19 protein-coding genes and 1 pseudogene are annotated in these 25,195 nt (G+C 71.4%); 12 read left to right on the top strand and 8 right to left on the bottom strand.

The window, feature by feature from the left end; translation table 11 throughout:
• Nucleotides 1-119: 119 nt before the first annotated feature.
• Complete coding sequence (locus tag AWX74_RS25425) at nt 120-2,423, bottom strand: SpoIIE family protein phosphatase (protein WP_091281926.1); 2,304 nt, start codon at nt 2,421-2,423, stop codon at nt 120-122.
• 484 nt (nt 2,424-2,907) lie between these two features.
• Between AWX74_RS25425 and AWX74_RS25420 the strand changes: the two genes are divergently transcribed.
• The 4 genes from AWX74_RS25420 (at nt 2,908) to AWX74_RS25405 (ending at nt 11,994) form a co-directional block, all read left to right on the top strand.
• Nucleotides 2,908-7,176, top strand: coding sequence for a HAMP domain-containing protein (locus AWX74_RS25420; protein ID WP_091281922.1), 4,269 nt, complete (start codon nt 2,908-2,910; stop codon nt 7,174-7,176).
• 139 nt (nt 7,177-7,315) lie between these two features.
• Complete coding sequence (locus tag AWX74_RS25415) at nt 7,316-7,960, top strand: response regulator (RefSeq protein ID WP_091281919.1); 645 nt, start codon at nt 7,316-7,318, stop codon at nt 7,958-7,960.
• 215 nt (nt 7,961-8,175) lie between these two features.
• Nucleotides 8,176-8,949 carry a hypothetical protein gene (locus AWX74_RS25410; protein ID WP_091281917.1) on the top strand — a complete coding sequence of 258 codons (774 nt, stop codon included), beginning with the start codon at nt 8,176-8,178 and terminating at the stop codon, nt 8,947-8,949.
• 105 nt (nt 8,950-9,054) lie between these two features.
• Nucleotides 9,055-11,994: a serine/threonine-protein kinase gene (locus tag AWX74_RS25405; RefSeq protein WP_091281914.1), complete on the top strand. Its 2,940-nt coding sequence runs from the start codon at nt 9,055-9,057 to the stop codon at nt 11,992-11,994.
• A 63-nt stretch (nt 11,995-12,057) separates the two neighbouring features.
• Here the strand turns inward: AWX74_RS25405 and AWX74_RS25400 are convergent, their stop codons facing one another.
• From AWX74_RS25400 to AWX74_RS25385, 5 genes are all read right to left on the bottom strand, one after another.
• Nucleotides 12,058-12,777: an alpha-ketoglutarate-dependent dioxygenase AlkB gene (locus AWX74_RS25400; RefSeq protein ID WP_091281911.1), complete on the bottom strand. Its 720-nt coding sequence runs from the start codon at nt 12,775-12,777 to the stop codon at nt 12,058-12,060.
• A gap of 10 nt (nt 12,778-12,787) precedes the next feature.
• Nucleotides 12,788-13,144, bottom strand: coding sequence for a metal-sensitive transcriptional regulator (locus AWX74_RS25395; protein ID WP_226931227.1), 357 nt, complete (start codon nt 13,142-13,144; stop codon nt 12,788-12,790).
• Nucleotides 13,145-13,213: 69 nt separating this feature from the next.
• Nucleotides 13,214-13,654 (bottom strand): STAS domain-containing protein, encoded by a 441-nt coding sequence (locus tag AWX74_RS25390; protein WP_226931228.1) that lies wholly within the window; start codon nt 13,652-13,654, stop codon nt 13,214-13,216.
• A 583-nt stretch (nt 13,655-14,237) separates the two neighbouring features.
• Nucleotides 14,238-14,384 (bottom strand): hypothetical protein, encoded by a 147-nt coding sequence (locus AWX74_RS40195; RefSeq protein ID WP_165615783.1) that lies wholly within the window; start codon nt 14,382-14,384, stop codon nt 14,238-14,240.
• 193 nt (nt 14,385-14,577) lie between these two features.
• Nucleotides 14,578-14,919, bottom strand: coding sequence for a hypothetical protein (locus AWX74_RS25385; RefSeq protein ID WP_091281904.1), 342 nt, complete (start codon nt 14,917-14,919; stop codon nt 14,578-14,580).
• Nucleotides 14,920-15,005: 86 nt separating this feature from the next.
• On the opposite strand from AWX74_RS25385, the gene AWX74_RS25380 reads away from it, so the two are divergent.
• Both AWX74_RS25380 and AWX74_RS41540 read left to right on the top strand, forming a co-directional pair.
• Nucleotides 15,006-15,227 carry a hypothetical protein gene (locus AWX74_RS25380; protein ID WP_006545578.1) on the top strand — a complete coding sequence of 74 codons (222 nt, stop codon included), beginning with the start codon at nt 15,006-15,008 and terminating at the stop codon, nt 15,225-15,227.
• Between the two features lie 1,213 nt (nt 15,228-16,440).
• Nucleotides 16,441-16,635 (top strand): hypothetical protein, encoded by a 195-nt coding sequence (locus AWX74_RS41540; protein WP_242666412.1) that lies wholly within the window; start codon nt 16,441-16,443, stop codon nt 16,633-16,635.
• Nucleotides 16,636-16,649: 14 nt separating this feature from the next.
• On the opposite strand, the pseudogene AWX74_RS42140 reads toward AWX74_RS41540, so the two are convergent.
• A pseudogene (locus AWX74_RS42140) lies at nt 16,650-16,790 on the bottom strand (FmdB family zinc ribbon protein); the annotation flags it as partial.
• Between the two features lie 91 nt (nt 16,791-16,881).
• The gene (locus tag AWX74_RS25370) at nt 16,882-17,679 is read right to left on the bottom strand and encodes a 5-formyltetrahydrofolate cyclo-ligase (protein WP_341271976.1); all 798 of its coding nucleotides are present in this window, start codon (nt 17,677-17,679) and stop codon (nt 16,882-16,884) included.
• A gap of 451 nt (nt 17,680-18,130) precedes the next feature.
• On the opposite strand from AWX74_RS25370, the gene AWX74_RS25365 reads away from it, so the two are divergent.
• From AWX74_RS25365 to AWX74_RS25335, 6 genes are all read left to right on the top strand, one after another.
• Entirely contained in the window at nt 18,131-19,078 is a 948-nt protein-coding gene (locus tag AWX74_RS25365; protein WP_091281893.1) for a UTP--glucose-1-phosphate uridylyltransferase, read from the top strand.
• A gap of 622 nt (nt 19,079-19,700) precedes the next feature.
• On the top strand, nt 19,701-21,029 hold the full coding sequence (glp, locus tag AWX74_RS25360) for a molybdotransferase-like divisome protein Glp (protein WP_091281889.1): 1,329 nt from the start codon (nt 19,701-19,703) through the stop codon (nt 21,027-21,029).
• On the top strand, nt 21,022-21,546 hold the full coding sequence (moaC, locus tag AWX74_RS25355; protein ID WP_091282015.1) for a cyclic pyranopterin monophosphate synthase MoaC: 525 nt from the start codon (nt 21,022-21,024) through the stop codon (nt 21,544-21,546). The genes glp and moaC overlap by 8 nt, the downstream gene beginning before the upstream one ends.
• 5 nt (nt 21,547-21,551) lie before the next feature.
• A complete protein-coding gene (locus AWX74_RS25350) occupies nt 21,552-22,094 on the top strand; it encodes a MogA/MoaB family molybdenum cofactor biosynthesis protein (protein ID WP_091282018.1) in 543 nt (180 codons plus the stop codon).
• Nucleotides 22,091-22,723, top strand: coding sequence for a GNAT family N-acetyltransferase (locus AWX74_RS25345; protein WP_054571410.1), 633 nt, complete (start codon nt 22,091-22,093; stop codon nt 22,721-22,723). Before AWX74_RS25350 ends, AWX74_RS25345 begins: the two co-directional genes overlap by 4 nt.
• Before the next feature lie 656 nt (nt 22,724-23,379).
• Complete coding sequence (locus AWX74_RS25335; RefSeq protein WP_091281882.1) at nt 23,380-25,173, top strand: gephyrin-like molybdotransferase receptor GlpR; 1,794 nt, start codon at nt 23,380-23,382, stop codon at nt 25,171-25,173.
• Nucleotides 25,174-25,195: the final 22 nt, after the last annotated feature.

The raw sequence follows: 25,195 nt of genomic DNA, 5'->3' as shown, positions 1-25,195 counted from the left end.
GGCGGTTTCGGGCTGGCGCCGTTCGCTGCGCTCGAAGATCATGGGCTTTTGGTCGTCCCGACGACCAGGATCCTCAACTCCGCCGAGTCGGGCTGCTTCGAGCCGGCGATGGAGAAGGCTCAGTCGGCCACCCGGGCGACGAGAATCGCCACATCATCGCGCAGATTGCCACCCGCGAACCGTTCTGCCGCGGACAGCACCCGGTCGGCCACCCCCTGTGCGGAAAGGCCGTGGCAGCCGGCCACCGCGTTGACCAGCCGTTGCTCCCCGAACAACTCCCGCCCCTGCCTGGCCTCGACGACGCCGTCCGTGTAGAGCACGAGAGACTCGCCTGCCTGTAGCTGCAGCTCCAGGCCCGGGAAGGAGATCTCGTCGTCGTCGAGCACGCCCAGCAGAGTGCCGGCCAGGCCGACGAGGGACGCTGATCCGTCCTGGTGCAGGACCACGGGCTGGGGATGACCGGCCAGGTGCAGGTGGAACCGGGCGTTGCCGCCCGCCAGCGGAAGCATCGAGGCGGCGGCCATCGTGCAGAAGCGGGCGTTCCCGGCGGTGGCGGTGTCCCGCAGCGCGCGGTTGAGCTCGAGCAGCAGCTCCTCCAGCGCCGCGCCCCGGCCGGTGAGCAGCCGCAGCACGGCGCGGGCGACCCCGGTGACGGTCGCGGCCTCCGCTCCCTTGCCACAGACGTCGCCGATGGCCACGGTCCAGCCGTTCGGACCGTGGATCAGGTCGAAGAAGTCCCCACCGACGTCGAGCCCGGCGGACTGCGCGGCCCCGTAGGCGGAGCCGAGATCGATCCCCGGGATGTTCGGCAGCGCGGGCGGGCGCAGCCCGGCCTGCAGGGTGCCGGCGAGCTCCACCTGACGGCTGTACAGCCTGGCGTTGTCGACCGCGAACGCGGCCCGGCGGGCCAGGTCCGCCAGCAGATCCATCTCGTCCGCGAGGAAGGCGTGGCCGGGGGCGCGACCGAGCGCGAGCACGCCGAGCACGCGCCGCCGCGCCTGCAGGACGACGACCAGGGCGGGCCCGCCGAACGCGGTCACCATCTGCACCTGGTCGCCGCGCGCGGCGCGCACCGCGGCCATCAGCGCGCCGTCCGGGTCGACCGCGGCCCGGGTGAGCGCGGCCGTCTGGGACTCCTCGGCGTGCCCGAACGCCTCCAGCGTGGGGTTCGCGCCCTCGTGGTTGAGGTAGACCGCGCACCACTGTGCCAGCCGGGGTACCGGAAGCCGGGCCAGCAGCGCGAGCGAGCGGGCCAGGTCCAGATTGCCCGCCAGCAGATCCGATGCCTCGGCGAGGAAGGAGAGCATCCCGATGCGGCGTTCCTCGGCCCGCCGCATGTCGCCGCCGCCGAGAGCGAGCGCCATCCAGCGCGAGACGAGCTGGACGCGCTCGACGTCGAAGCCGTGGTGCCCTTCCGAGTGCCCTTCTGCGCGCCCTTGCGTGTGGCTGTCCGCAGGCCCGACGGCGCCGCTGGCGGTGCCTTCGACGGAGGGCCAGAGCAGCAGCTCGCCCAGGCTGTCCTGGGTCGGGTCGAGGGGAAACACCCGTGCCTGTGCGTCCGTGCCGGCGCGGCCCATCGCCGCGACGGTCTCCACCCGAACGCCGTCCGCGGCGGGGCGCCGCACCACGCCGCCGCTGGCGGGCAGGGCGTCGAGAAGCTGGGCGAGCAGCTCGGACACCTCGCCCTCGGCGCTCAGCGCACGGGCGGTGTCGCGGGCGATCAGCCGGGGCAGCCTGGGCGGGACGCCTGCGGAACCCGGGTCGGACGGCGCGACGACCGCGGCGCCCTCCGCGCGCTCCGTGGTCCTCGTGCCGTCCGCGTTCGGCGCGTTCCCCGCGCCTGACCTGCCTTCCGTGCTTGCCGCGCCCTCCGCGCCGCGCGCCGCACCGGTTGGCGTGCCTTCCGGTGGCTGCGCGGAGGCGGCGGCCGTCAGCCGGAACCAGACGGTCTTCCCACCGGCGACGTGCTCGGTGCCCCAGGAGCTGGCCAGCGCATCGACCAGCGCGAGGCCACGGCCGTCCTCGCGCAGGCCCTCGAGCCCGTCGGGACTGCCGTCAAGGCCCTCCAGGCCCAGCCCGTCGAGGCTTTCGAGGTCGTCCGGCGCGGCTGGCCGCGGCCGCACCACCTGCGTCTCGCGGCGACCGACGCCGATGCGGACCGGATGGCGGTCGCTGACGCTGACGCGCACGCCCGCGGACTCCAGCGTGATGCCGACCGTCGCGACCGTCCCCGCGTGCACGACCACGTTGGTGACCAGCTCGGTGACCAGGAGCAGTGCCGAGTCGAGAGTGTCCTCGTCGAGATTGCCGCGCAGGACGTCCTGCACGAAGCGCCGGGCCGACCGCGGAGAGTCAGCAGTCGGTGGCAGTTCGACAGAGCGCGGGGGCGCGACCCGGTCTCCGGCCGCTGGGTCGGCGTTCATGTGGCTCAGTCTCTCCTGCGTCGTCCTCGGTAAGGCGGATACTGGCGGCTGATGTGCCTGCTTCGAGCGTTCCTGGCCCGAAGTTGCTCAGGCGGGGACAAAAGTCCACAGCGGGACCACAGTTCGGGCCGATCGGACGACACCAGCACACCTCCATCCCATGGCCACATTCCGCATCGTCGTCGGCTACACGCCTACCCACGCACCGATCTCGACCACACCATCGTCAGTCACCCTGGAACCCGGGCCAACGGATGTCGACCGCTGGGCCGAACGGGCCACCGGCAGGGCCCGGTGGCACCACCTGTGCGCGGACCGGCCATGCACCCGCCCGTCAGGCGCCAGACCAGCCATGCATCGCGGACCCGCTGCCGCGCACCGGCCACGCGGCCCGAGCCACCCGGCCGCCACTGCTTGCCCCAGGCCGCCCGTGGGTGGCTCGTAGCCCTCATAATTCCACCGTCACAGGCAAGGTAGGAGACTGATGAGCGCCGACGTGAGCCCCGACCGCCAGCAGTCGTCCGAGCATGGCGGGGATGCCGGCGGTCCGCCCGCGGGCGCCACCGGCACCCTCGCGACGGGCGACACCACCAACGGGTCGGTCAACGGCTCTGCCCACAGTGCCCCGGCGCCTCCTGGCCCCGCTTACGGCGCGGGCACGGTCGGAGGTGGCTCCGGGAGCGCCACCGGGGGCGTGGAGGCGTTGCTGCCAGGCCTGCTCGCGGGGCTCGACCGGCTGGTCGACGGTGACTTCGGTGTCCGGCTCCCGATCGGTGACGGTGTCGGTGGCGACGTGGCCCGCCGGTTCAACGAGCTCGCCGGCATGCAGGAGCGGCACGCACGTGAGGTTTCCAGAGTCTCCAAGGTGATTCGACGTGACGGTCGTCTCACCCTGCGGATGGACGACCTCGGTGGCAGCGGTGGCTGGGACGAGCTCACCCAGTCGGTGAACTCGCTCATCGACGATCTGGCCCGGCCCACCCACGAGGTCGCCCGGGTCATCGCCGCGGTGGCCGAGGGTGATCTCTCCCAGCAGATGGCGCTGGAGATCGCCGGCCAGCCGGTGCGCGGTGAGTTCCTCCGCATCGGTACGACCGTGAACACGATGGTCGACCAGCTGTCGTCGTTCGCGGACGAGGTCACCCGGGTGGCCCGCGAGGTCGGCACCGAGGGCAACCTCGGCGGTCAGGCCAAGGTCATGGGCGTCTCCGGGGTGTGGCGGGATCTCACCGAGTCGGTGAACTCGATGGCCGGCAACCTGACCAGCCAGGTCCGCAACATCGCCCAGGTGACGACCGCCGTAGCGCAGGGCGACCTCTCGCAGAAGATCACCGTGGACGCCCGCGGCGAGATCCATGAGCTGAAGTCGACCGTGAACACGATGGTCGACCAGCTCTCGGCCTTCGCCGACGAGGTCACCCGGGTGGCGAAGGAGGTCGGCACCGAGGGCAAGCTCGGCGGTCAGGCCAAGGTCATGGGCGTCTCCGGGGTGTGGCGCGACCTCACCGACTCGGTGAACATCATGGCCGGCAACCTGACCACCCAGGTGCGCAGCATCGCCGAGGTCGCGGCCGCGGTGGCCCGGGGTGACCTGACCCGGCAGATCACCGTGGACGCCCGCGGCGAGGTCGCGGGGCTGGCGCACACCCTGAACACGATGGTGGACCAGCTGTCGTCGTTCGCGGACGAGGTCACCCGGGTCGCCTGGGAGGTGGGTACCGAGGGGAACCTGGGTGGCCAGGCGCACGTGCGGGGTGTGTCGGGGGTGTGGCGGGATCTCACCGAGTCGGTGAACTCGATGGCCGGCAACCTGACCAGTCAGGTGCGCAACATCGCCCTGGTGGCGACGGCGGTGGCCCGCGGCGACCTCTCGCAGAAGATCACGGTCACCGCCCAGGGTGAGATCCTGGAGCTCAAGGAGACCCTGAACACGATGGTTGACCAGCTGTCGTCGTTCGCGGACGAGGTCACCCGGGTCGCCCGCGAGGTGGGTACCGAGGGGAACCTGGGTGGCCAGGCGCACGTGCGGGGTGTGTCGGGGGTGTGGCGGGATCTCACCGAGTCGGTGAACTCGATGGCCGGCAACCTGACCACCCAGGTGCGCAACATCTCGGCGGTGACGACGGCGGTCGCCCGCGGCGACCTCTCGCAGAAGATCACGGTGACCGCGCAGGGCGAGATCGCCGAGCTGAAGGACACCGTCAACACGATGGTCGACCAGCTCTCCTCGTTCGCGATCGAGATCACCCGGGTCGGCCGGGAGGTGGGTGTCGAGGGCAAGCTGGGCGGCCAGGCCACGGTCGCCGGCGTCGCCGGCACCTGGCGGGACCTCACCGACAACGTCAACCAGCTCGCCACGACCCTGACGATCCAGCTGCGCGCGATCGGCGACGTGTCCACCGCGGTGACCCGCGGTGACCTGACCCGCTCGATCACGGTCGAGGCCGAGGGCGAGGTCGCCGAGCTCAAGGACAACATCAACCAGATGATCGCCAGGCTGCGGGAGACCACCGAGGTCAACGCCCAGCAGGACTGGCTGAAGTCGAACCTGGCCCTCATCGGCAGCAAGATGCAGGGCCAGCGCGACCTCTACACGGTCTGCCAGATGATCATCAGTGAGATGACCCCGGCGGTGAACGCCCAGCAGGGCACCGTCTACCTGCTCGACTTCATCGAGGGCGACAAGCTGCGCTACGTCGCCGGCTACGGGTCGGTGCCGCGGCGCCGCTCGGACGGCACCTTCCTGTTCGGCGAGGGGCTGATCGGCCAGGCCGCGCTGGAGAAGAAGCGCATCCGGGTCGAGGACGTCCCGGCCGGCTACCTCAACATCCGCAGCGGCCTCGGTGAGGCGCCACCGTGTGATCTCGTGGTGGTCCCGGTCATCTTCGAGAACCAGGTGCTCGGCGTCATCGAGCTGGCGTCCTTCACCCCGTTCTCCGACCTGCACCTCACCCTCGTCGACCAGCTCGTCGACACCATCGGCGTCGTCCTGAACACGATCATGGCGAACGCCCGGACGGAGGAGCTGCTAGCCCAGTCGCAGCGCCTCACCCAGGAGCTGCGCTCCCAGTCCGTCGAGCTCCAGCGCACCAACAACGAGCTGGAGGAGAAGGCGGCGCTGCTGGAGGAGAAGAACACCGAGATCGACATGGCCCGCATCGGCCTGGAGGAGAAGGCCGAGCAGCTGGCGCTGTCGTCGCAGTACAAGTCCGAGTTCCTGGCGAACATGAGCCACGAGCTGCGGACCCCGCTGAACAGCCTGCTCATCCTGGCGAAGCTGCTGGCCGACAACCCCGACCACAACCTCAGCCAGAAGCAGATCGACTTCGCCGAGACGATCCACTCCGCGGGCTCGGAGCTGCTCGGTCTCATCAACGACATCCTCGACCTCTCCAAGGTCGAGGCGGGCAAGATGAACGTCGACGCCGGTCCGGTGCGCACCGCGGCCCTGTGTGACGCGGTCGCGGGAGTGTTCGGGCCCACCGCCGAGGAGAAGGGCCTGACCTTCGAGATCACCGTCGCACGCGACGTCCCGGAGGAGTTCGTCACGGACGAGCAGCGCATCCAGCAGGTGCTGAAGAACCTGCTGTCGAACGCCGTGAAGTTCACCGACTCCGGCACCGTGCGCCTGGACGTCTCCGTCGCGTCGCCCGACACCCCGTTCGTCGCGCCGAGCCTGCGGTCGGCGCCGATGGTGCTGTCCTTCGCCGTCAGCGACACCGGGATCGGTGTCGCGGCCGAGAAGCTCCGCATGATCTTCGAGGCCTTCCAGCAGGCGGACGGCACGACGTCCCGCCGCTACGGTGGCACCGGCCTGGGGCTGTCGATCAGCAAGGAGATCGCGCGCCTGCTCGGCGGCTCGATCGCGGTGTCCAGCCAGATCGGCCAGGGCAGCACGTTCACGCTGTTCGTCCCGTCGGTGATGCCGGCCGAGGCGCCGGCCATAGTGATTCCCGGCGAGCCGGACGGCGTTCTCATGATCGTCGAAGGTGCGGGTGGAGCACGATCGCGGCTGGAGGCGGGCGCTGACGGTAGCCGGGGCCCGGGGTCGGCCGGGGCCGAACTGACCGCGCTGGATCGCCGGCAGGTCACGGGGAGCTCCGCGGCGGGCTCCCCGGCCGAGGTGGGATCGGGGCTGGGGCGCACCGGCGTGGGGTCGGCGGGGTCGACCGGGCCGGCGGCGCCGGGGATCGGTTCCGCGCCGAACGCCGAGCGCGCGGGGCAGGGCGGGAGGCCGCGGGTCGGAGAGCGTACGCTGTGGTCAAGCCGGGCTCCCGAGGCGAAAACCGTGGACCCACGCTCGGGCGGGGGCACACCGTTCCTCACCGACCCGTCGGCGGTGGCTCGGCCGCCCGCCGAGAACCTCGACAACTCCGATCCGCTTGTGGGCGCCTCGGTGCTGGTGGTAGACGACGATGTCCGCAACGTGTTCGCGCTGACCAGCGCTCTGGAGATGCACGGGATGCGGGTGCTCTACGCTGACAACGGCCACGACGCGATCCGGACGCTCCAGCAGGACAGCGCGCCGGTGCACCTCGTGTTGATGGACGTCATGCTCCCCGGCATGGACGGCAACGAGACGACATCCGCGATCCGCGCGATGCCCGCCTTCGCGCCGCTGCCGATTCTCGTGCTGACCGCGAAGGCGATGCCCGGTGATCGGGAGAAGAGCATTTCGGCCGGGGCGACGGACTACATCACCAAGCCCGTGGATCTCGATCACCTCCTCGGAGTGATGCGGTCACATCTGTGATGATCAGATCGCGTATGGTGCGCATTCGGGTAAGCGTCGACGGGCCGGTGATGGCCCGCACATGCCGATCGGCGAAGGTGGAACAGTGGTGTCGTCGCCACGAACATCCAGGCCGACCGGCGAAGGAGGAGGCAGGCGGGTGACCGAGCGGACCGGCGGACCTGTCGAAACCGCGGGCGCTTCGAATTCGGAGCGCCCGCGAAGCAAGATCCTCCTTGTGGATGACCGGCCTGACAACCTCATGGCCCTGGAGGCGATCCTCGCCTCGCTGGACCAGGATCTGGTCACGGCGTCCTCGGGCGAGGAAGCACTCAAGCGTCTGCTCATCGACGACTTCGCGGTCATCCTTCTGGACGTTCAGATGCCGGGGATGGATGGCTTCGAGACCGCGCACCGGATCAAGCAGCGTGGGCGGACGAGGGACACGCCTATCATCTTTCTGACGGCGATTGACCGTGAGCCACATCACGCCTTCCGTGGGTACGCGGTCGGCGCGGTCGACTACATCGCCAAGCCGTTCGACCCGTGGCTCCTGCGTGCCAAGGTGAGCGTGTTTGTCGAGCTGTTTGAGAAAAATGAGCGGCTGGCTGAGCTGGCTCATCAGCACGTGCGTGACTTCGACCTCATTACCGAGGTCGCCGAGCGCCTGATCGCGCTCGACGTGCTCCTCGACGGGGCCGCGACGTCCTATGAGGAGACGCTGGCCGCGGCCAGCGCCGAGGTTCGGGGCCTGGTCGCCCGCCTGCGGCCCTTCGCCCGGTCGTCCGGCGGCCAAGCGGAGTAGTCGGCCCGGCCGAGCAGTCGGTGGCCGGCCGAGCAGGCGGCGTGGGGGAGCCCGCGGCGCCGGAAACCCTGCGGGACAACAGTGCCGGAGGCGGCCGCTCGGCCTGCTGGGGCTGGTAGTTGCCTTCGGATCGATCTTCACGTGAATTCGGGTTCCGGCCCACCTCAGCGCTTGTAGGGTCGGCCGTACCTGGAGCGGGCACGAGGAGGCGGGCGATGGCGGGCGGCGACCCGCACGCCGTTGCCGCCGCGGACCTGCCCAGGCTGCGCCTGCCCTATGTCGACGGCCTGATCACGATCGACCGGGTTCGCCGCACGCCGGGCTCCCCGGTGTGCCCGGTGCCGGCCGGCGATCCGTCCGCGGGCCACCAGGTCACCCGGGTGGAGTTCGTCGCCGCTGATCCCGGCCAGGCGGCTCGCACGGCCGTCGCACTGGTGGAGACGGCGGACCTCACCGCGGTCGCGGTGCACGCGCGGTTCGCACCGGTCGTCAGCACCGCGCTCGCGGTCTGCTTCGCCGGCCGACTGCACGACGCGCGCACGGCGCGTGGCCTGGCCAGCCGGGTCGTCGTCGCGGATCATCGCCCCGAGCTCGCAGGCGCCGCCGCGGGCGCCGCTGCCAGCGGCAGCCTGGTGCGCCTGCCACACATTGTCGCGGTGCACCACTGGCCGGACGGGGAGCGTGGTCCCCAGGGTGGTCCGAAAGGGTCTGCGGGGGTGACAGACCGGGTGGTGTGGGAAATCATGAGCGCGGCCCAGCACCGGGCCTGGCTCGGGGGCCTGCTCGGGCCGGCTGGCGACGCGCTGGAACATCATCTGGGCGGGTTGCTCGTCCTGGCCGGGCTGGTGCGGGCCCGATGGGCACAGGTCCCGCGCCACGACGAGGTGCTACAGGCGCTCCGCGGGGGGCCGCTGACGATCGGGGCGGTCTACCGGCATCCCGGGTTGCTCCTCGCGGTCGCCGCGGCACTCGGCGACCGCGAAGCGTAACCGGCCCGTTCGGGCGGCCTCGGCATAGATAACATGCGAGCACGTCCGATGTGACTGCGGCGTTCTCGTTACGGGGTTTCACGAATATTTCGGAGGTGCCGACCTGTGGTCGTTGCCCGGCGACACCTCGAAGCACCACGCGGCAATCGGCCGGTTTCAATCGGCCCGTATACCGTGGAAAGGCAGCTGGCTGAGGCTGGAACCGGGCCGGTCTATCTCGCGCTAGATCCAGCCGGCCGGCATGTCGTCATCAAGATGATCAGTGCGGCGTTCGCCCGCGACCACGAATTCCGCCGGCTGCTGCAGGCGGATCTTGAGACTGTTCGGGCGCTCGCGCCACCGTCACTCGCGGAGATCATCGACGCCGGCACCACGGCGCATCCGCCGTACGTCGTGACGGAGTTCGTGGATGCTCCGACGCTGGCCCAGAGGGTCGCGCACACCGGTCCGCTGCCACCGGACGACGTTCGGGCCATGGCGATGGCACTTGTGTCCGCACTGACCGGGCTCCATGGTGCCGGTCTGGTCTCCGGAGACCTGAAACCAGCTAATGTGTTGCTTTCCCCGAGTGGAATCCGGCTGCTCGACTTCGGCCTCGTGCGCGTCCTCAACTCCGCCGCGCTGGCAGGTCGGGCGGGCTCGGGACCCGGCCTCGGCACACCGGCATTCATTACCCCGGAACATGTTCTGCGGCGGCCCCTCACAACGGCGTCGGACATCTTCGCCTGGGGTGGTGTGGTCCTCTTCGCGGCCACCGGCCGGCTTCCGTTCGGTAACGGAACACCACAGGTTCTGTTGCAGCGGGCGGTCTACGCCGAGCCCGATCTGCGCGGCCTGGATCTGACTCTCTGTGATTTTGTCAGTGCCGCGATGCGTAAGGATCCGTCCCGCCGCCCGACAGCAGCCGAACTGCTGGAACTGCTGGACGGACGTCCCGGCACCGGGCTGACGGGCACCGATCGTCCCGCTCCCACCACTGTGGACGACGCCGGGGCAGGCGGTGACGGCGAACCGGGCGGTGACGGCGGAGCCCCAGCCGATCCGGCACAGGCCACCACCCGGCTCATAGCTCGACCCGGCGGCGAACCCGGCTCCGTTGGCCCGGACGTTCCGACGCCTGTGCTCGTGCCGGTGCCCGAGGTGGATGCGGTGCCCGAGGTGGTTCCGGCGGCCGAGGTGGATGCGGTGCCCGAGGTGGTTCCGGCGGCCAAGGTGGTTCCGGTGCCCGAAGTGGTTCCGGTGCCCGAGGTGGTTTCGGCGGCCGAAGCCTCGGCGAGCAGGCCCGAGCCGGCGAGTGAGCCCCGGCCGATGGGTGAGCCGACGGCTGCGAGCGGGCCCCGGCCAGTGGGTGAGCCCCAGCTGGTGGGTGAACCCGGGCCGGTCGGCGGCACGGGGGAGGCCGGTGGGCACGAGCTGGTGGACGAACCGCCGGCAGCCGGTGTGCCGCAGGCAGGCGGCGACGCACCGTCGCCCCAGCCCGCGGACCGGGCCAAGCCGGTCGAGTCCCCAGACGTGGTCGAGTCCCCAGACGTGGTCGAGTCCCCAGACGTGGTCGAGTCCCCAGACGTGGTCGAGTCACCGGCTCCGGTCGAGGCGTCCGCTCCGGTCGGGAGCCGAACCCATCACAGCAGGGGCGACCGACGGTTCCGGGTGTTCCTCAGCCTGATCGCCAGCCTGACGGCGGTCACCCTGGCGATCGAGATCGTCGGTCTGGTCCGGGCGCACACGGCGGCGAGTGCGTCCAAGAAGATCGCGCGCCAGGCGCGCGATCTGTTCGAGCGCCAGCCGGATCTCGCCGGGCAGCTCGCCCTGGCGGCCTACGGGATCTCTCCTACCACGACCGCGGCCGCCGCACTGGTCGACGCGTCCGTCCGGCGGGTCGGCAACCTTTCCAGCGACGTCGTCGGCCTCGCCGTCGCACCGGACGGGCGGAGCATGCTCACCGCCAGCGCGACCGGAGCCGCCTTCTGGGACCTGTCGGATCCGACGGCCGGCACCCAGATCACCGCGCTTCCGGTCGACGGGCCGGCGGTCAGCGCCGTCGCCTACCTGTCCCAGCCGGGGCGGCCCGCCTCCGCCGGCACAATTGTGATCACGGCGGCCGGGGCAGGGCTCGGCGGCGGCCCGAGCACGGTCGGGCTGTGGCGTGTGACGGCGGACGGGGCGGTCGAGCGGCTCGGGGCCCTGGCCGGGCACAGCGGCACCGTCGACGAGATCGTGGTGAGCACCGATGGCCGGCTGGTGGCCACGGGATCGTCCGACGGCACGGTGCGGCTGTGGGACGTCGTCGACCCCCGCAAGCCCGCCAGGCTCGCCCAGGTTCGCATCGCCGGGCCGGTCACCGCGCTGGCCTTCGCGCCGGGAGGCGACCAGCTGCTGGCCGGCGGCGTCGGGCGTCTCTCGATGTGGTCTCTGAAGGACCCGCGCCAGCCTCGGCTGGCGGGCGAGCTGCGCGGTGACGGCGTCGTCGCCGGCGCCTCGTACTCGCCCGACGGCCGCACGCTGGCGGTCACCACCACCGGACTGCCCGCCGACGTCACAGCCGACGTCACAGCCGACGCCACCGACCCGACGTCCGCGCCGAGGTCACGCTCGATTGTCGAGATCTACCACCCCCGCGATCCGCGGGGCCTCCATCGGCTGACCTCATTCTCGCCGGCTGGCGGGGCCGGCGAGGTCGCCTTCTCCGCGGACGGCCGCGCGCTCGTGGTGGGGCCGGCGCGCGTCGGTGGTGACGTCGCTGTCTGGGACCTGACGAGCCCGCGCCACCCGTCACCCCGGCTGAGCCTGTCGCTGCCCGGTAGGTCCGAAGGCGGCACCACCGACGGTTCCGACGGTTTCGACGCGCCGGTCGGGCTTGCGCTCGCCAGCGGGCCGGCGCGGACGCTTGTCGTGGCCGACGGGAACGCCGCGCGGGTCTGGGAGCTTGATCCGGCCGCGGCGGCCGAGAACATCTGCGCCCGGACCGCGACCACGATCACCCGTGCGGACTGGCGCGACCACGTCGGCGACCGCCACTACGCTCCGCCCTGCGAGGAATCCTGACCTGACGAGCCCGCCCGCGCCGCCGGCAGGGGCGTGGGCGGGCTCCTCAGCGGGAGGCGCTCGTCAGCGGGAGGAGCGGGAGGAGAAGGTGCGTGCGGCTCCGTAGCCGGGGCCGATCTCCGGGCGGCCCGAGCGGGACGTCCAACGCCACTGGACGGAGATGCGCCCGGGCACCGCGCCGGTGACCCGGGGCACCGCATGCAGCCAGTCGGCCTGCGCCCGCCCACCGAGCACGAGCAGGTCACCGCCCGCGGGGGAGAAGTCGCGGCCGGTGCGGTCCTGGGGATCGTTGAGGATCCGGCGGCCGGCGGGGAGGTGGCGCGACTTCACCATGAAGGGACGTCGGGCGCCGAGGGTGAGGATCGCGATGATCGTGTCGTCGAGCCAGCGCATCTCGCGGTCGCGGTGGAAGGCCACGGCGTCGTTCCCGTCGCGGTACCAGGACAGCCCGAACCCGTCGAAGTCGACCCCGTACCGCTGGCGCAGCGCCCGGTAGGCGGCCAGCAGCGGTGGGAACGGAACGGGGGCTCCGCTGCGGATGAAGGCGCTCAGCCGCGGTTCGGTCACGTGGCGTTCGTACCGCCACATCGTCCCCTGACGCCAGGGGGTGCCGTCGCGGACGGCCTCGTAGAGCGCGTCCGCGGCCGGCATCCAGCCGCGGGCCACATCCACCCACGAGTGGGCGTCGAGCCACACACGCTCGAAGGTCGCGGACCGGCAGGGACCGAGCTCGGGTTCGGGGCCGGGTACGGCTGCGCGACCCGTGTCGTCGCAGTTCGCCACTTTCCGCAGGTCAGGAGCGGACGAGACGGGCGATCGCGGCGGTCGCCTCGCGGAGCTTCTCGTCTGCGGCGGGCCCACCATCCGCGACGGCCTGAGCCACGCAGTGGGCCAGGTGGTCCGACAGCAGGCCGAGCGCGACGGACTGCAGGGCCCGGGTCGCCGCGGAGACCTGGGTGAGGATGTCGATGCAGTACTTGTCCTCGGCGATCATTCGCTGAAGGCCCCGCACCTGGCCCTCGATCCGCCGCAGCCGCGCGGTGTACTCGTCCTTGCCGGAGGTGTACCCGTGATGTGACTCGGCGTGCTCCTGCTGGTCGCCCTGGGGCTGGACCTGGGTCATCTGGTCGGCCTCGGCCTTCACCCGCATCACCTGCCCCCGCGCCGTCGCCGCGAAATACCCCCCTACGGTACGGGCGAACAGGGGTGGCCGTCGAGGTCAGCTGTGCGGGTCCACAAACTCGACCCGCACGCCCCGTTCTGCCAGCACCTGCAGTACCGGCGGCCCGACGGCACGTAGGCGTAACCGGCAGCCACGGCGGGCCGCGTGGCGGCTCATCGCCCCCAGCAGGACCGCGCCGAGCGGGTCCGCACCGTGGACCCCGGCGAGATCGATGACGATGTCCCGCGGCCCCGGGGTGGCCGCGTCGTCCACCGCCGCCCTCGCCGCGCCGATCGCCCCAGCGGCGAGGAGACCGCTCAGATGGATCACGGCGCCCTCGGCGCGCTGCTCGACCCGGGCCCGGAGCGGGCGGTCGGGACGATGCCCGGTCACGGTCGCCGGCGGGCTCACGGCCAGCCCGGCCCCCGCACCGATCTCGATCCCCGTGCCGGTGCCGGGGCCGGGGCTGGGGCGGACGGTCGCGAGCAGTCTCGTCATGACTGGCGGGCTGGATGGAGCTCCGAGTGGTAGCAACGTCGGCGTGGACGCCGCTTTCGATGTCGAGGGGGCCGCTTCGGGGCCTGCGATGAGCGTGTCGGCTTCTTCGCCGATGGTGAGCATCACGTCGTCTCCGAGGGGAACGATGTGGCGGTAGGCGCATGAGGGTTACCGCAGATGCGAGGCTCGATCAGTATTGCGCCCTTGGGTGACGGAATCCAATGCCAAAGGTCACCTTGTGTTCCGTCCGGGCCGGGTGTATCGCACGTCACAGTCGCTGGCGTGAACGTCGTCCGACCCGGGCGTGAACGTCGTCCGACCCGGGTGTGAAGTCCCCGTGTCGGCTGGCATCGGCCGCGCCCGAGCCCGTGGGTGCGGTCACCCGTCGGCGGGCTGCCGAGGGCACTGTGGGAACTCGGCCGGATCCGCGAGGCCGCGCCAGCCCGCCGCGGCGCGAGGAATGTCACGCCGGGCGGGAGGTCCGCCGGCGAAGCCGGTCGGGACCGCGGTGCGAGCAGGTGAGCGGACGAGAGGACGAGAGGACGAGCGGCGGGGTGCGCCGACGCGGTGAGGTTGGTGGCGGTCAGCGATCGACGTGGTGTGGTGGCAGGTCTTCCATGAGCCGCGCGAGGTCGGTGTCGACCTCGTCGTCGAACAGGACTTCGTCGCCCCAGCCGATCTCGCGCTCGTCGCTCGGGATCTCGTCGCCGGGCAGCGGCGTGTGCCCCATGGTGATCTCCTTTGATCGGCGTGCGGCCCCTGCGCGGTGGCAGTCGGCAAGGGGCCGTCCGTCGGTCCGTCCATCGAGCCGGGCCACGGGCCGCGCCTGGCTGGGCGCGTCCGGTGCCGGCGCGGCCAATCTACCGGCCATCCGTGGCCGGGAGTGCGTGACGACACGAACGCCGATGGTCGGTGTCTCCTGGTCAGTCGACCTGGCCTGCGCCGGTGGGCCGGTCGGGTGGTTCGGGCGCGGCGCGTTCGGCCCCGGGAGGTTCCGGCTCGGTGCCCAGGATCGCCGTGGCCATCGCACTGACGGCCGCCTGGCGGGCGGCCTCCCCGCCGGCCAGGTAGGCGTCGCGTTCCCGCTGCGTCCAGGCCTGTGCCTGGCTGTCCGGCGCCGGCTGCCGGGCGCGCAGCGCCGCCCGCAATGCGGCTCGATACCTCGCCACCAGGAGTGGAGGGTCTCCGGACGGGTCCGCGTCGTAGGCCTCGTCGCGGTCAATCAGCTCACTGATCGCGTCCTGTCCACCGGGGGTCGCTGGCATGTTTCCTCCACAGCCTTTATTTGTCGATAAGCAAAAACGACCCTAGCGAGGTTCTTGAGCAAGAGCAAAGTGGTTACGATGTTGTCGTGGACGACGGTGAGCAGTTGGTTGGCATCGGGGACATCGCGTTCCAACTCAAGATCACGCGACAGGCTGTGGACTACTGGACTCGCAAGGACGCCAAGTTTCCGGAGCCTCTGCAGGTCATCAACGCGCCTGCGGGTAGCGGGGCCAAAGGGACCAGGGTTTGGCGTAAGCGCGAGGTCGACGCCTGGATCGTGGAGCACTATCGGCGGCGTAAACAGTAGGCGTGCCCGCCCCGCGGGCGCCTCGGGCTCCGTGACTGCCTTGGGTGCCCGAGCTGTCCAGGATGCCTTGTGGGTACGGGCATCCTGGGCGGGTCCGGGGGTGCGGGAATCGTGAATCGGGCAATGTGCGCGATATGGCCCACATCTGCGCACCTGCGGATGCACGTGAATCCGTCCTTGCGGGGAGGGGCTCGTGGTCTGATCCCGTAGGTTGACGGTATTCGGGGTCTGGTGTATCTCCCGGGCCACATGACGGTTCGTGGCGTGCCTGTGGTGCGAGTCGTGGTTCTTGCTGAACCTCCGTGTGGCCTGCTACCCCTGTTCCCGCGCGCGCTTCCTGAGTCGACGCCGTGGTCGAAATTGTCGACTGAATCACCGAGACAGGTCGATTCGTTCAGTCGATTGTCTTCGTGTCTGTGTCCGCGCTGCGGAATAGTGGCTGCGCTCGGTCCGATAGTGGACAGCCCGCACCTCGATCGAGGAGCTGCTGTCAGAATCGGCCGGCTCGCCCCTGGCCTGCCGTGGCCGCGTGCCCCGGCCGTGCCTGCTGGTGTTGCTGGTGGGACGCCTCAGCGGTGCCTCTCCACACCCGATTCTGATGCGTGATGTCGGATGGCCGCTGGAAGGCCCTCGTGGTCGGGTTCCGGCCGGGTGAAGCGGCAGGTCGAGGTGGCGGGTGTGCTCCGCTTCGGTGTCGTGGTGCCACGGGCAGGGCGCCGGCTGGGTGCCGTGCTCCTGGGTGCCGTGCTCCTGGGTCTTGGCCTGGTCGGGGCCAGCCGCGACGAGGAGTTGAGGATCTCGGGCGTTGGAGGGCGTGCCGCCACATCCTGCGCTTCGGGCTGCCGCTGCTACCGAGCAGGACCTGAGGATTCTGGTCGTAGGGACGACCAGAATCCTCAACGCATCGGATGGCCGCCCCTCGGGCCGTGCTGACCGCCGGCAGTCAGACCGCGACACCCGCCGAGGCGGGATTGACGTTACTCTCGCGTACCTAAATGGCTACCCCAGGTAGCGGGTAGCGGAAGTGGTCGGCGGCAAGAAGCTGGGCGCGAGCCATTCCGACTGTGGTGCCAGTGCCGACTACAGAGCAGTGCTGGCTACAGAGCTGTGCTGACTACAGAGCAGTGCTGGCAAACGAGCAGCCCCCGGCGGAAGGGCCGCCGGGGGCTGCTCGTCGAATGCTGTGTCTTTCCCGATGGGTCAGGCGGCAGCCGTGCTGGATGCGGCAGACGCAGCGCTTGTCGACGAGCTGGTGCTGCTGCCCGAGGACCCGGCGGACGCCGCCGTGCCACTTTCGGCCGCAGCGGAGCTCTTGCCGGACGAGTCGCCGTCAGACGAAGTGGCGGACGACTCCTTCGGGCGCGCCGGAACCCCGGAGGAGGAGCCCGAACGGCTGTCGGTCTTGTAGAAACCGCTGCCCTTGAAGACGAGACCGACGGAGCTGAACACCTTCCGAAGTTGGCCCGTGCAAGCAGGACACTCGGTCAGCGCCGCGTCACTGAAGCTCTGCACGGCTTCAAGATCATGCCCGCAGGCGGTGCAGCGGTACTGGTAGGTCGGCACGGACTCCTCCCGAAGTTGGCACTCGGCGGTAGGGACTGCCAACTCTAACGCCTGAAGGCGGCCGATGGCTTCCCGAATGACGACGTGGGCTTCATGACGATGCTGGACGAAGCGTTCTTGACGGAGTGACGATCACTGTCACCCGCCTGTCGTGCTCCTCCGCAGGGACGTCGGTCAGAATCTCCCGATCGTGCACCAACGCTATCACCGGCGTGGAGGGGGCGGTGCGGGCCAGCGCCCGGTCATAGGAGCCACCGCCACGCCCCAGCCGGTTGCCCGCCTGGTCAACCGCGAGCGCGGGAACGATGACCGCATCCGCGCGGGCGAGCTCGACCAGGGGGGCGCTCGGCGGTGGCTCGCGGGTGCCCATGGCCCCGGGCACGAGCGTGGTCCCGTACTCACGGAAGTCCAGATCGAGATCGGGGCGTACGACGGGCAACAGGATCCGGACCCCCCGCGCCCGCAGCCGGGCGAGCAGCTCGGCGGTGTCGGGCTCGTCCGCCATCCCGACATAGGCGGCCACGCACCTGGCCCGGGCGACCTCGGGCAGCGCCAGCACCCGTTCGGTGAGGACCGCCGAGTCCGGCGTGACGCCCGCGCGCCGCAGTGCCAGCAGGCGCCGGCGGATCTCGCTCTTGGGGCCGGGCCACTCGGCCGACGGGGAAAGCGCGGGCGACGGCGCCGGGGGTGCCGTCGCCGAAGTGCCACCGGGCGCTGCGCCGCCGGACGCTGCGCCGCCGGGCACCGTGCCACTGGACGTTGCGCCGCCGGAGTCTGTTCCCGTGGCCGTGCCGGGATCCGTCGGTGACGGGCCGGGGGAGGGCGCCGAGGCCTGGCCAGAGCCAGCCCGGCCTACCACGTCACTGCCGGTGACGGTTCCTCCGGTCACAGCCATCCCCACCCTCAGCGCGCTCGAGCGTGGCCGCCCTCGATATGTCGGGCCCCGCCTCCCGACTGCTCGGACTTCCCGCGTCGTGCGCCTTCATGCTGTCGGTGACGGTCACAAAGACGACACCGGCCTGACATCCCACTGGCGAGGCCTCACGGTACCGTGATCGACCCGCACGTGGAGACCTGCCCGACGCTGACCCGCCGGGGCGGCGGGCGGCTTCCGGTACGCGTCCGGCGAGCGTGACGAACTGACTGCGGATGGTTGATCGCAATGCCGGACGGTGGGGGTCGGGTGGCCGGGCCTTCGATGGTGGCCGGGCTGTCAGACACCCGCCACCACCGTGGCCGGGCCCGGTATCGTGCTGGACCGGGCCCACGGCTCGTTGTGAATGTCCTGTGTATCGGTGCCGTGGTGCTCCGGGACGCCCTGCCAGACTAAGGTTTCGCCCATGCTGGTGACGAAGGCGGTCATTCCTGCCGCGGGACTGGGAACCCGGTTCCTGCCCGCGACGAAGTCGGTTCCCAAAGAGATGCTTCCTGTCGTTGACAGACCGGCGATCGAATATGTTGTCGAAGAAGCCTCACGGGCTGGCCTTCGAGACGTGCTGCTGGTGACCAGCCGCTCCAAGAAGGCCATCGAGGATCACTTCGACCGGGAGGCGGAGCTGGAGCTCGCCCTTGAGCGCAAGGGTGACAATGTCCGGCTCGAGCGCGTCCGCGCGTCCGCGGCGCTGGCCGAGGTCCACTCCGTCCGCCAGGCCTCGCCGCGTGGCCTCGGGCATGCCGTGCTCTGCGCCGCCGCCCACGTCGGCGACGAACCCTTCGCCGTGCTGCTCGGTGACGACCTCATCGACGAACGTGACCCGCTGCTGGCCGAGATGCTCGCCGTGCAGGCGCGGTACGGCGGTGCGGTGGTGGCGCTGATGGAGGTGCCCGAGGAGTCCGTGTCGATGTACGGCGTGGCCACCGTCGCGCCGCTGGCCGTGTCGGCGGATGCGGCGAGCGAGCCCACGGGCCGCTACCGGGCTGTCCGGATCACGGACCTGGTCGAGAAGCCGCCGGTCGAGGAGGCGCCCAGCAACCTGGCGGTCATCGGGCGCTACGTGCTGCCGCCGGAGACGTTCGACATCCTGCGGTCGACGCCGCCTGGCAGGGGCAACGAGATCCAGCTCACCGACGCGCTGCGGACGCTGGCGACCCGGGCCGGTGACGACCCGGGAGCCCAGCTCCCCGTGCACGGTGTCGTGTTCACCGGCCGCCGCTACGACACGGGTGACCGGTTGGACTACCTGAAGGCCATCGTCCGGCTGGCGAGTGAGCGTCAGGACCTCGGCCCCGACTTCTATCCGTGGCTGGAGGAATACGTCGCCTCCGGTGGGCCCAAGGCCGAAGCCTGACGGTGCGGCCCGCGCCGGATCGGCGTGGCCGGCCGACAGGCGCCGGCGGTGGCCGGGGACCGTCGGCGGCGGCAAGGAGCTGCCGGCGGCGGCAGGGAGCTGCCGGCGGAACGGCCGCCGGTGACAGCCGGCGGCCGGCTGGTGACGGTCGGACGGATAGCTGCGGTGAACCCTCGCCGGGAGCGTCGTGGCCGGGCCCGGTGGCCGTCGAACAGCGCCGGTCCGGTCGCCGCCGAGGGTGCCCGTACCGGCGGCGAATGGGTCGCATCGTGTGCTGACGAGCCGTGACCAGGCACTTCCGATTATGCGATACCCGGCCACTTGTCTGGACCCTTGCTCCGCCGCATTGGTGTTGGCGAGCAGACTGTCGGGACATCTTCGTGCGCAAATGTGCGGGGCGCTGGAAGCACAGTAGATCCAGAGTCCCCGCCGGGGTGGAAATGCACCCCTGGTGAACGGCTGACGGAACCGGAACCGGAACCGCTCCGACGGCCGTGTTGCCGTGGTACCGCTCACTGCTGACGCGAAGGACGAACGGCCAGAACAGAAGTGTCAAGAACGGACGGTGTACGTGAAAACGGTAGATCAGCACGCATCGGACATTCTGTCAGCAATCGGGCCAATGTCCCCGCGTCGGACCGCGCTGCGCGAGGCACACGGGTGTGTGCTGGCGGCAGACGTCCGAGCAACGGTGGCTGTCCCCGGCTTCGACAACTCGGCGATGGACGGATACGCGGCCCGAGCCGCGGAGGTGGCCGCCGCCAGTGAGGCCAACCCGGTGACGCTGGCAGTCTCCGGCGAGATCATGGCCGGACCGGTGCGCCCGGAACCGCTCGTACCCGGCACCGTCGCAAGAATCATGACCGGCGCTCCGCTGCCGGAAGGCGCCGACACCATCGTCCAGCTCGAATGGACCGACGGCGGCACCGAGAGCGTGCGGATCCACCAGGCACCCCGGCGCGGGCTGCACATCCGGCGCGCCGGAGAGGACATCGCGCCCGGGAATCTCGTGCTGGCCGCGGGAACCGTGCTGGGCTCCGCCCAGATCGGACTGCTGGCCGCGGTGAACATCGCCCGGCCCGCCGTCCATCCGAGGCCGCGGGTCGCGGTGCTGTCGACCGGCAGCGAGCTCGTCGAGGTCGGCGCCCCGCTCGGGCCGGGGCAGATCGTCGACTCGAACAGCCACGCCATCGCCGCGGCGGCCCATGAGGCGGGAGCCGTCGTCCGCAGGTTCGCCGGGGTCTCGGACGATCCGGACGCGTTCGCCGACGCGTTCGAGCAGGTGCTCAAGGACACCGACGTCGTCATCACCACCGGCGGGATCAGCGTCGGCGCGCGTGACGTGGTCAAGGAGGTTCTGAGCAAGTCGGGCGAGATCCGGTTCGAGCGCATCGCCATGCAGCCGGGCAAGCCGCAGGGATTCGGGGTGGTGGGCGGAGTGCCCGTCTTCACCCTGCCCGGAAACCCGGTCAGCGCCCTGGTGTCGTTCGAGCTGTTCGTCCGGCCGGCGCTGCGGCGGATGCGTGGCCTGCCGACATCGGTGACGTCCCCGGGATCGGCGCCGTTCTCCGAGACGGCCGCCGGGGGCCAGGACGCGGCGGCGATCTGGAACACCCTCGCCGTAAAGGTGGGTGAGGTTGTGCGGTCGCAGCCTGGGAAGCGTACGTTTCCCCGGGTCCGTCTTGAGCGTGATGCCGGCGGAGAGCTCGTCGCGACGTCCGCGGGCGGCCAGGGCGCCCATCAGATGTCCGGGCTCGCCTCGGCGCACGCGCTGCTCGTCGTTCCCGAGGAGGTCGTCGAGGTGTCCCCCGGTATGGTGCTGCCCGCGCTGCTGCTGGCCGAGCCCGAGTGGGCCGGGCCCCAGGTCCCCGCGTCAACGGCGTCAGCCGCGTCGGCTGCCTCGGCGGGTTCCGCGGGTTCGGCGCTGGCCGGTGGGACCGCCGGTGAGTGACCCGGTGCGGCTCACCCATGTGGACGACCAGGGCGCGGCGCGGATGGTCGACGTCTCCGCCAAGGACGTCACGACGCGGACAGCCACCGCTGTCGGGCGGCTGCTGACCTCGCCGGCCGTGATCGAGCTGCTGCGTGGTGAGGGGATGCCGAAGGGCGACGCGCTGGCCGTCGCGCGCATCGCCGGGATCATGGGTGCCAAGCGCACCCCGGACCTGGTCCCGCTCTGCCACCCGATCGCGATCTCGGGAGTGAAGGTCGAGCTGGCGGTGCTCGACGACGCGGTCGACATCACGGCGACGGTGCGCACCACCGACCGGACCGGGGTGGAGATGGAGGCGCTGACCGCCGTCGCGGTCGCCGGGCTGACGCTGCACGACATGGTCAAGGCGGTCGATCCCGAGGCCGAGCTCACCGGTGTGCGGGTCGTGTCCAAGACCGGCGGCAGATCCGGCGACTGGCACCGAAGCCCGAGTCAGAGCCCGAATGGGAGCCAGCGCCAGAGCGGGAGCGGGTGAGCGGCATGCCAGGTCCGCCGCCGGGCGCCCGGGCGCTGGTCGTGACGGTCTCGGACCGTGCCCACCGCGGGATCTACGCCGACCGGTCGGGCCCGGTGCTCGTCGAGGGCCTCGCCGGGCTCGGGTTCGACGTGCCGGCGCCGGTCGTGGTGCCGGATGAACAGGACGAGATCACCGCCGTCATCCGCGCGGCCGTCGACGCCGGCACAGCCCTGGTGGTGACCACCGGCGGCACCGGTCTCGGGCCACGTGACGTCACCCCGGAGGCGACCCGGGGCCTGCTCGAACGTGAGCTGCCGGGGCTCGCCGAGGCACTGCGGGCCGCCGGGCGGGACAAGGTGCCCACCGCTGTCCTCTCCCGGGGCCTGGCCGGCACCCGCGCGACGACCCTGATCGTGAACCTGCCCGGCTCGACCGGCGGAGTCCGTGACGGGCTGGCCGTGCTCGGCCCGGTTGTCGCGCACGCCCTTGCCCAGCTGCGCGGCGACACCGATCACGCCACCAGCACGGGTCACGCCGGCGACAGCGGCGGGGGGAGTCGCGGGTGAGCGCACCCGGATGGCCGGCTGTGCTGCGCCACGGCGACGTCGTCGTGCGGCCCATGCGGCTTCGTGACGCCGGAGCCTGGGTCGAGGTGCGCAGCCGCAACGCGGACTGGCTCGCGCCGTGGGAGGCGACCCGGCCGGGGGCCCCATCGGTGCGCGAGACCTGGAACGAGCACCAGACCTTCAGCGTGTACTCGCAGATGATGCACCGCCTGCGGGCGCAGTCCAGGGCCGGTGCGGCGCTCGCGTTCGTCATCGCGATCGACGGGCGGCTGGCGGGCCAGCTCACCGTGTCGACGATTGTGCGGGGCGCCTTCAACAGTGCCCAGGTCGGCTACTGGCTCGACGGCGCCCGCGCCGGCCGGGGAATCACACCGACCGCGCTGGCCCTGGTGACCGACCATTGCTTCGGGCCGGTGGGTCTGCATCGGCTGGAGGCGAACGTCCGCCCGGAGAACGCGGCGAGCCGCCGGATGCTGACGAAGCTCGGCTTCCGCGAGGAGGGCCTGCACCGCAGGTTTCTCGCGATCGACGGCGAGTACCGCGACCACATCTGCTTCGCGCTGACGACCGAGGACGTCCCGGACGGATTGCTGGCGCGCTGGAGCCGCGCCCGTTCGGCCCACTCCTGAAGGGGGCGCACGGCGGGGCCTCGTCCGCACCTTCCAAGGTGGGGATGGTCTCGCTCGGCGGGCCCCTCTGATGGTTCTCTCTACCGTCGCGAATCGCCCCTGAAACCGTTCCGCCCGGTCGCGGTGCCTTGCGCCGGGCACTGGCGGCAACCCTGTTCGGGGCCACCGGGAGGTGGCCGCGGAAGGCGTCCACGGCCCGTTCCCCGGTGGGAAAGGCCTCGCGGGCATGACTTCTTACGTTGGGTGATCATCGTGGTACCGGTGCGCCCGGTGGTGGGGTCATCGCCCAGGCCACATCGGTGCCACCTCGGATTGACAGCGGACGACCATCCGGTGAACCTCGCCGACGTGTGCGACACGCGGGGTTCCGGTCGGTGACCGCGCGCATTGCGCTCACTAGCGTCGGGCACGAAATCGTAAACGACGACATCGAGAAGAGGCATCCCGGTGGTCCGCTCGCTCGCGCGGCACGCGCCCGGCGCATCCGGTCCGCGCCCGGCTCGCGACCTGCGGGTGCGGGCCGGCTCCACTCTCACCGGCGACGGTGAAGGCGCCGGCAATGGTGAAGGGCGCTCCGCCGGTGTGGGCGTTCCGCACTGGGTTGGCGACGTCAGGCCACACAACGACGTCCCGGGGCTGCCACGGATCGTGATCGAATGAGCGCGATCATCTGGCTCGCGATCGTCGCGGTGTGGGGCTTCGTGCTCATCCCCATGTGGCTGCGGCACCATGACTCGGCGGTGGAGCAGCGGTCCGCGGACCGTTTCTCCACCGCAATGCGGGTGCTCTCCCGGCGCGTCTCGCCACGCGGCGGGGTGGACCCGCTCACCAGGGCCACGTCCCAGAGCCCGGTGACGGGGGCACAGGAGGCTTCAGGGATGGCGCATTCGCGCGCAGGCGTTCCATCGGGCCCCAGCTCGGACCGAAGCGCCGGCTCGGACGCAGGCGCCGGCTCGGTGGATTCCTCCGGCTCGGCGGATTCCAGCGGCTCGCCGGATTCCCACGCCACCGCGGACTCCGGGAATCCGGCGGCGACGGTCGCGTTCGATGACGCCCAGCCGGCTCCTCACCTGTTCGGGCCGCGGTCCGGCGCGTTGCGCAACGTCTCCGCCGACCGGGCCGTGCGCGCCGTGCAGGCGGAGCACACCGCACTCATCCGGCTGCGCCGGCAGCGGCTGCTCGTGCTTCTCGTCGCGATGCCGATCAGCGTCGTCCTCGCGGCCAGTCTCGGCGGCATGTGGATCGTCGTCCAGCTCATCGTGGACGCCGGAACGTTCGGCTATGTGGCCCACCTGCGCCGGTCCGCGCAGGCCCACCGGCGGCTGCTGCGGTCCAGGGCGGAGCTGGACCGGCGCATCGCCGCCGACCGGGCCGCACGGGCTCGTGGCGGCATCCGGGGCTGGTCCGGCGGTGCGGGAGCGGTGGGGCAGGGCACGCCGGCCAGGGCGGGGTCGGCGGGCGCGACGACGCGCGGCGGTGACTACGCGCCGGTGCGGCTGTCCACCGACAGCGGCGGCGAACTGACCGAGGCGGACCTCGCGCATGCCCGGGCCGACACTGTGGATCTCGCCGGCACCGCCAGCCGCGGCCACTACCAGGCCGGTTCGCCCGAGGGCTCCGACGACGACGCGGACGACGACTCCTCCGCCGGTGACTACGACACCGACGAGTACCCGGCCGACGAGTACGCGGCCGACGGCTACGAGGACGACCGCTATGATGCCGGCGGTTACCCGGCCGACGGCCACGTGGCTGACAGCTACGTGGCTGACAGCTACGAGGGCGAGGCCGACGGCGCGGTGGCGCAGCCGGCGGCTGGAATCCACTACACCGGTCGGACGGTGACCCGTACCGCCTACGCGGCCTACGGCGAGCACTCAGGGCACGGTGACCACCTGGGGCCGGTCGAGTACGTCGAGTACGTCCAGGCCGAACAGGTTGAGTACACGGCCCAGGCGAGCTACCCGGCGGAGCAAGCGGAGCAGGTCGCCTACGGCGGCCACCCGGACCAGCCCGCGGACGTCGACCAGGCCGCGTACTACGAGTACGCACCCCAGGGCGAAGGCCGCGGCCACGACGTCCAGGGCTACGAGAACAGCCACCAGTACGCCGAGGCGGCCGACAGCGGCTCAGGGGCGCCCGCGCCCGGTGTCGCCACCGGAACGGCCGGCTCCTCCGGGTATCGCGCCGGCGGCGCGCAACGGCCCGTCCCGAGGCCCGGCGCACGCCCGAACACCTCGCGTCCGGGGCGGGTCCAGGTCAATCCACCGGGCACCCACGGCGGTCTGATCCCGCCCGCGGCGACCGCTGGGACCGCGGCCGGGAGCGGCACGGGAGCGGCGAGTGGGGCTGCGGCCGCCTCGGCCGCCGCAGCGCCGGCGGACCAGGCCCAGGGGCAGACCCCGGACGAACTGGAGACACTGCTGCGCCGCCACGCGGTCGGCAGCTGACCCGTGCCGTGAGCCTGACGAC

This window comes from Parafrankia irregularis, from assembly GCF_001536285.1.
In the GTDB taxonomy this organism is placed as follows: Bacteria; Actinomycetota; Actinomycetes; order Frankiales; family Frankiaceae; genus Parafrankia; species Parafrankia irregularis.
The sequence above is the reverse complement of the archived record's forward strand: the minus strand, read 5'-3'. Positions and strand labels throughout refer to the sequence as shown.

What these genes read in the sequence shown, in the direction of transcription:
- AWX74_RS25390 (WP_226931228.1), bottom strand. Translation starts at nt 13,654, where the DNA reads ATGACGAGACTGCTCGCGACCGTCCGCCCCAGCCCCGGCCCCGGCACC.
- AWX74_RS25420 (WP_091281922.1), top strand. Translation starts at nt 2,908, where the DNA reads ATGAGCGCCGACGTGAGCCCCGACCGCCAGCAGTCGTCCGAGCATGGC.
- AWX74_RS25410 (WP_091281917.1), top strand. Translation starts at nt 8,176, where the DNA reads ATGGCGGGCGGCGACCCGCACGCCGTTGCCGCCGCGGACCTGCCCAGG.
- AWX74_RS25385 (WP_091281904.1), bottom strand. Translation starts at nt 14,919, where the DNA reads ATGCCAGCGACCCCCGGTGGACAGGACGCGATCAGTGAGCTGATTGAC.
- glp (WP_091281889.1), top strand. Translation starts at nt 19,701, where the DNA reads ATGTCCCCGCGTCGGACCGCGCTGCGCGAGGCACACGGGTGTGTGCTG.
- AWX74_RS25395 (WP_226931227.1), bottom strand. Translation starts at nt 13,144, where the DNA reads ATGCGGGTGAAGGCCGAGGCCGACCAGATGACCCAGGTCCAGCCCCAG.
- AWX74_RS25365 (WP_091281893.1), top strand. Translation starts at nt 18,131, where the DNA reads ATGCTGGTGACGAAGGCGGTCATTCCTGCCGCGGGACTGGGAACCCGG.
- AWX74_RS25350 (WP_091282018.1), top strand. Translation starts at nt 21,552, where the DNA reads ATGCCAGGTCCGCCGCCGGGCGCCCGGGCGCTGGTCGTGACGGTCTCG.
- AWX74_RS25335 (WP_091281882.1), top strand. Translation starts at nt 23,380, where the DNA reads ATGAGCGCGATCATCTGGCTCGCGATCGTCGCGGTGTGGGGCTTCGTG.
- AWX74_RS40195 (WP_165615783.1), bottom strand. Translation starts at nt 14,384, where the DNA reads ATGGGGCACACGCCGCTGCCCGGCGACGAGATCCCGAGCGACGAGCGC.
- AWX74_RS25425 (WP_091281926.1), bottom strand. Translation starts at nt 2,423, where the DNA reads ATGAACGCCGACCCAGCGGCCGGAGACCGGGTCGCGCCCCCGCGCTCT.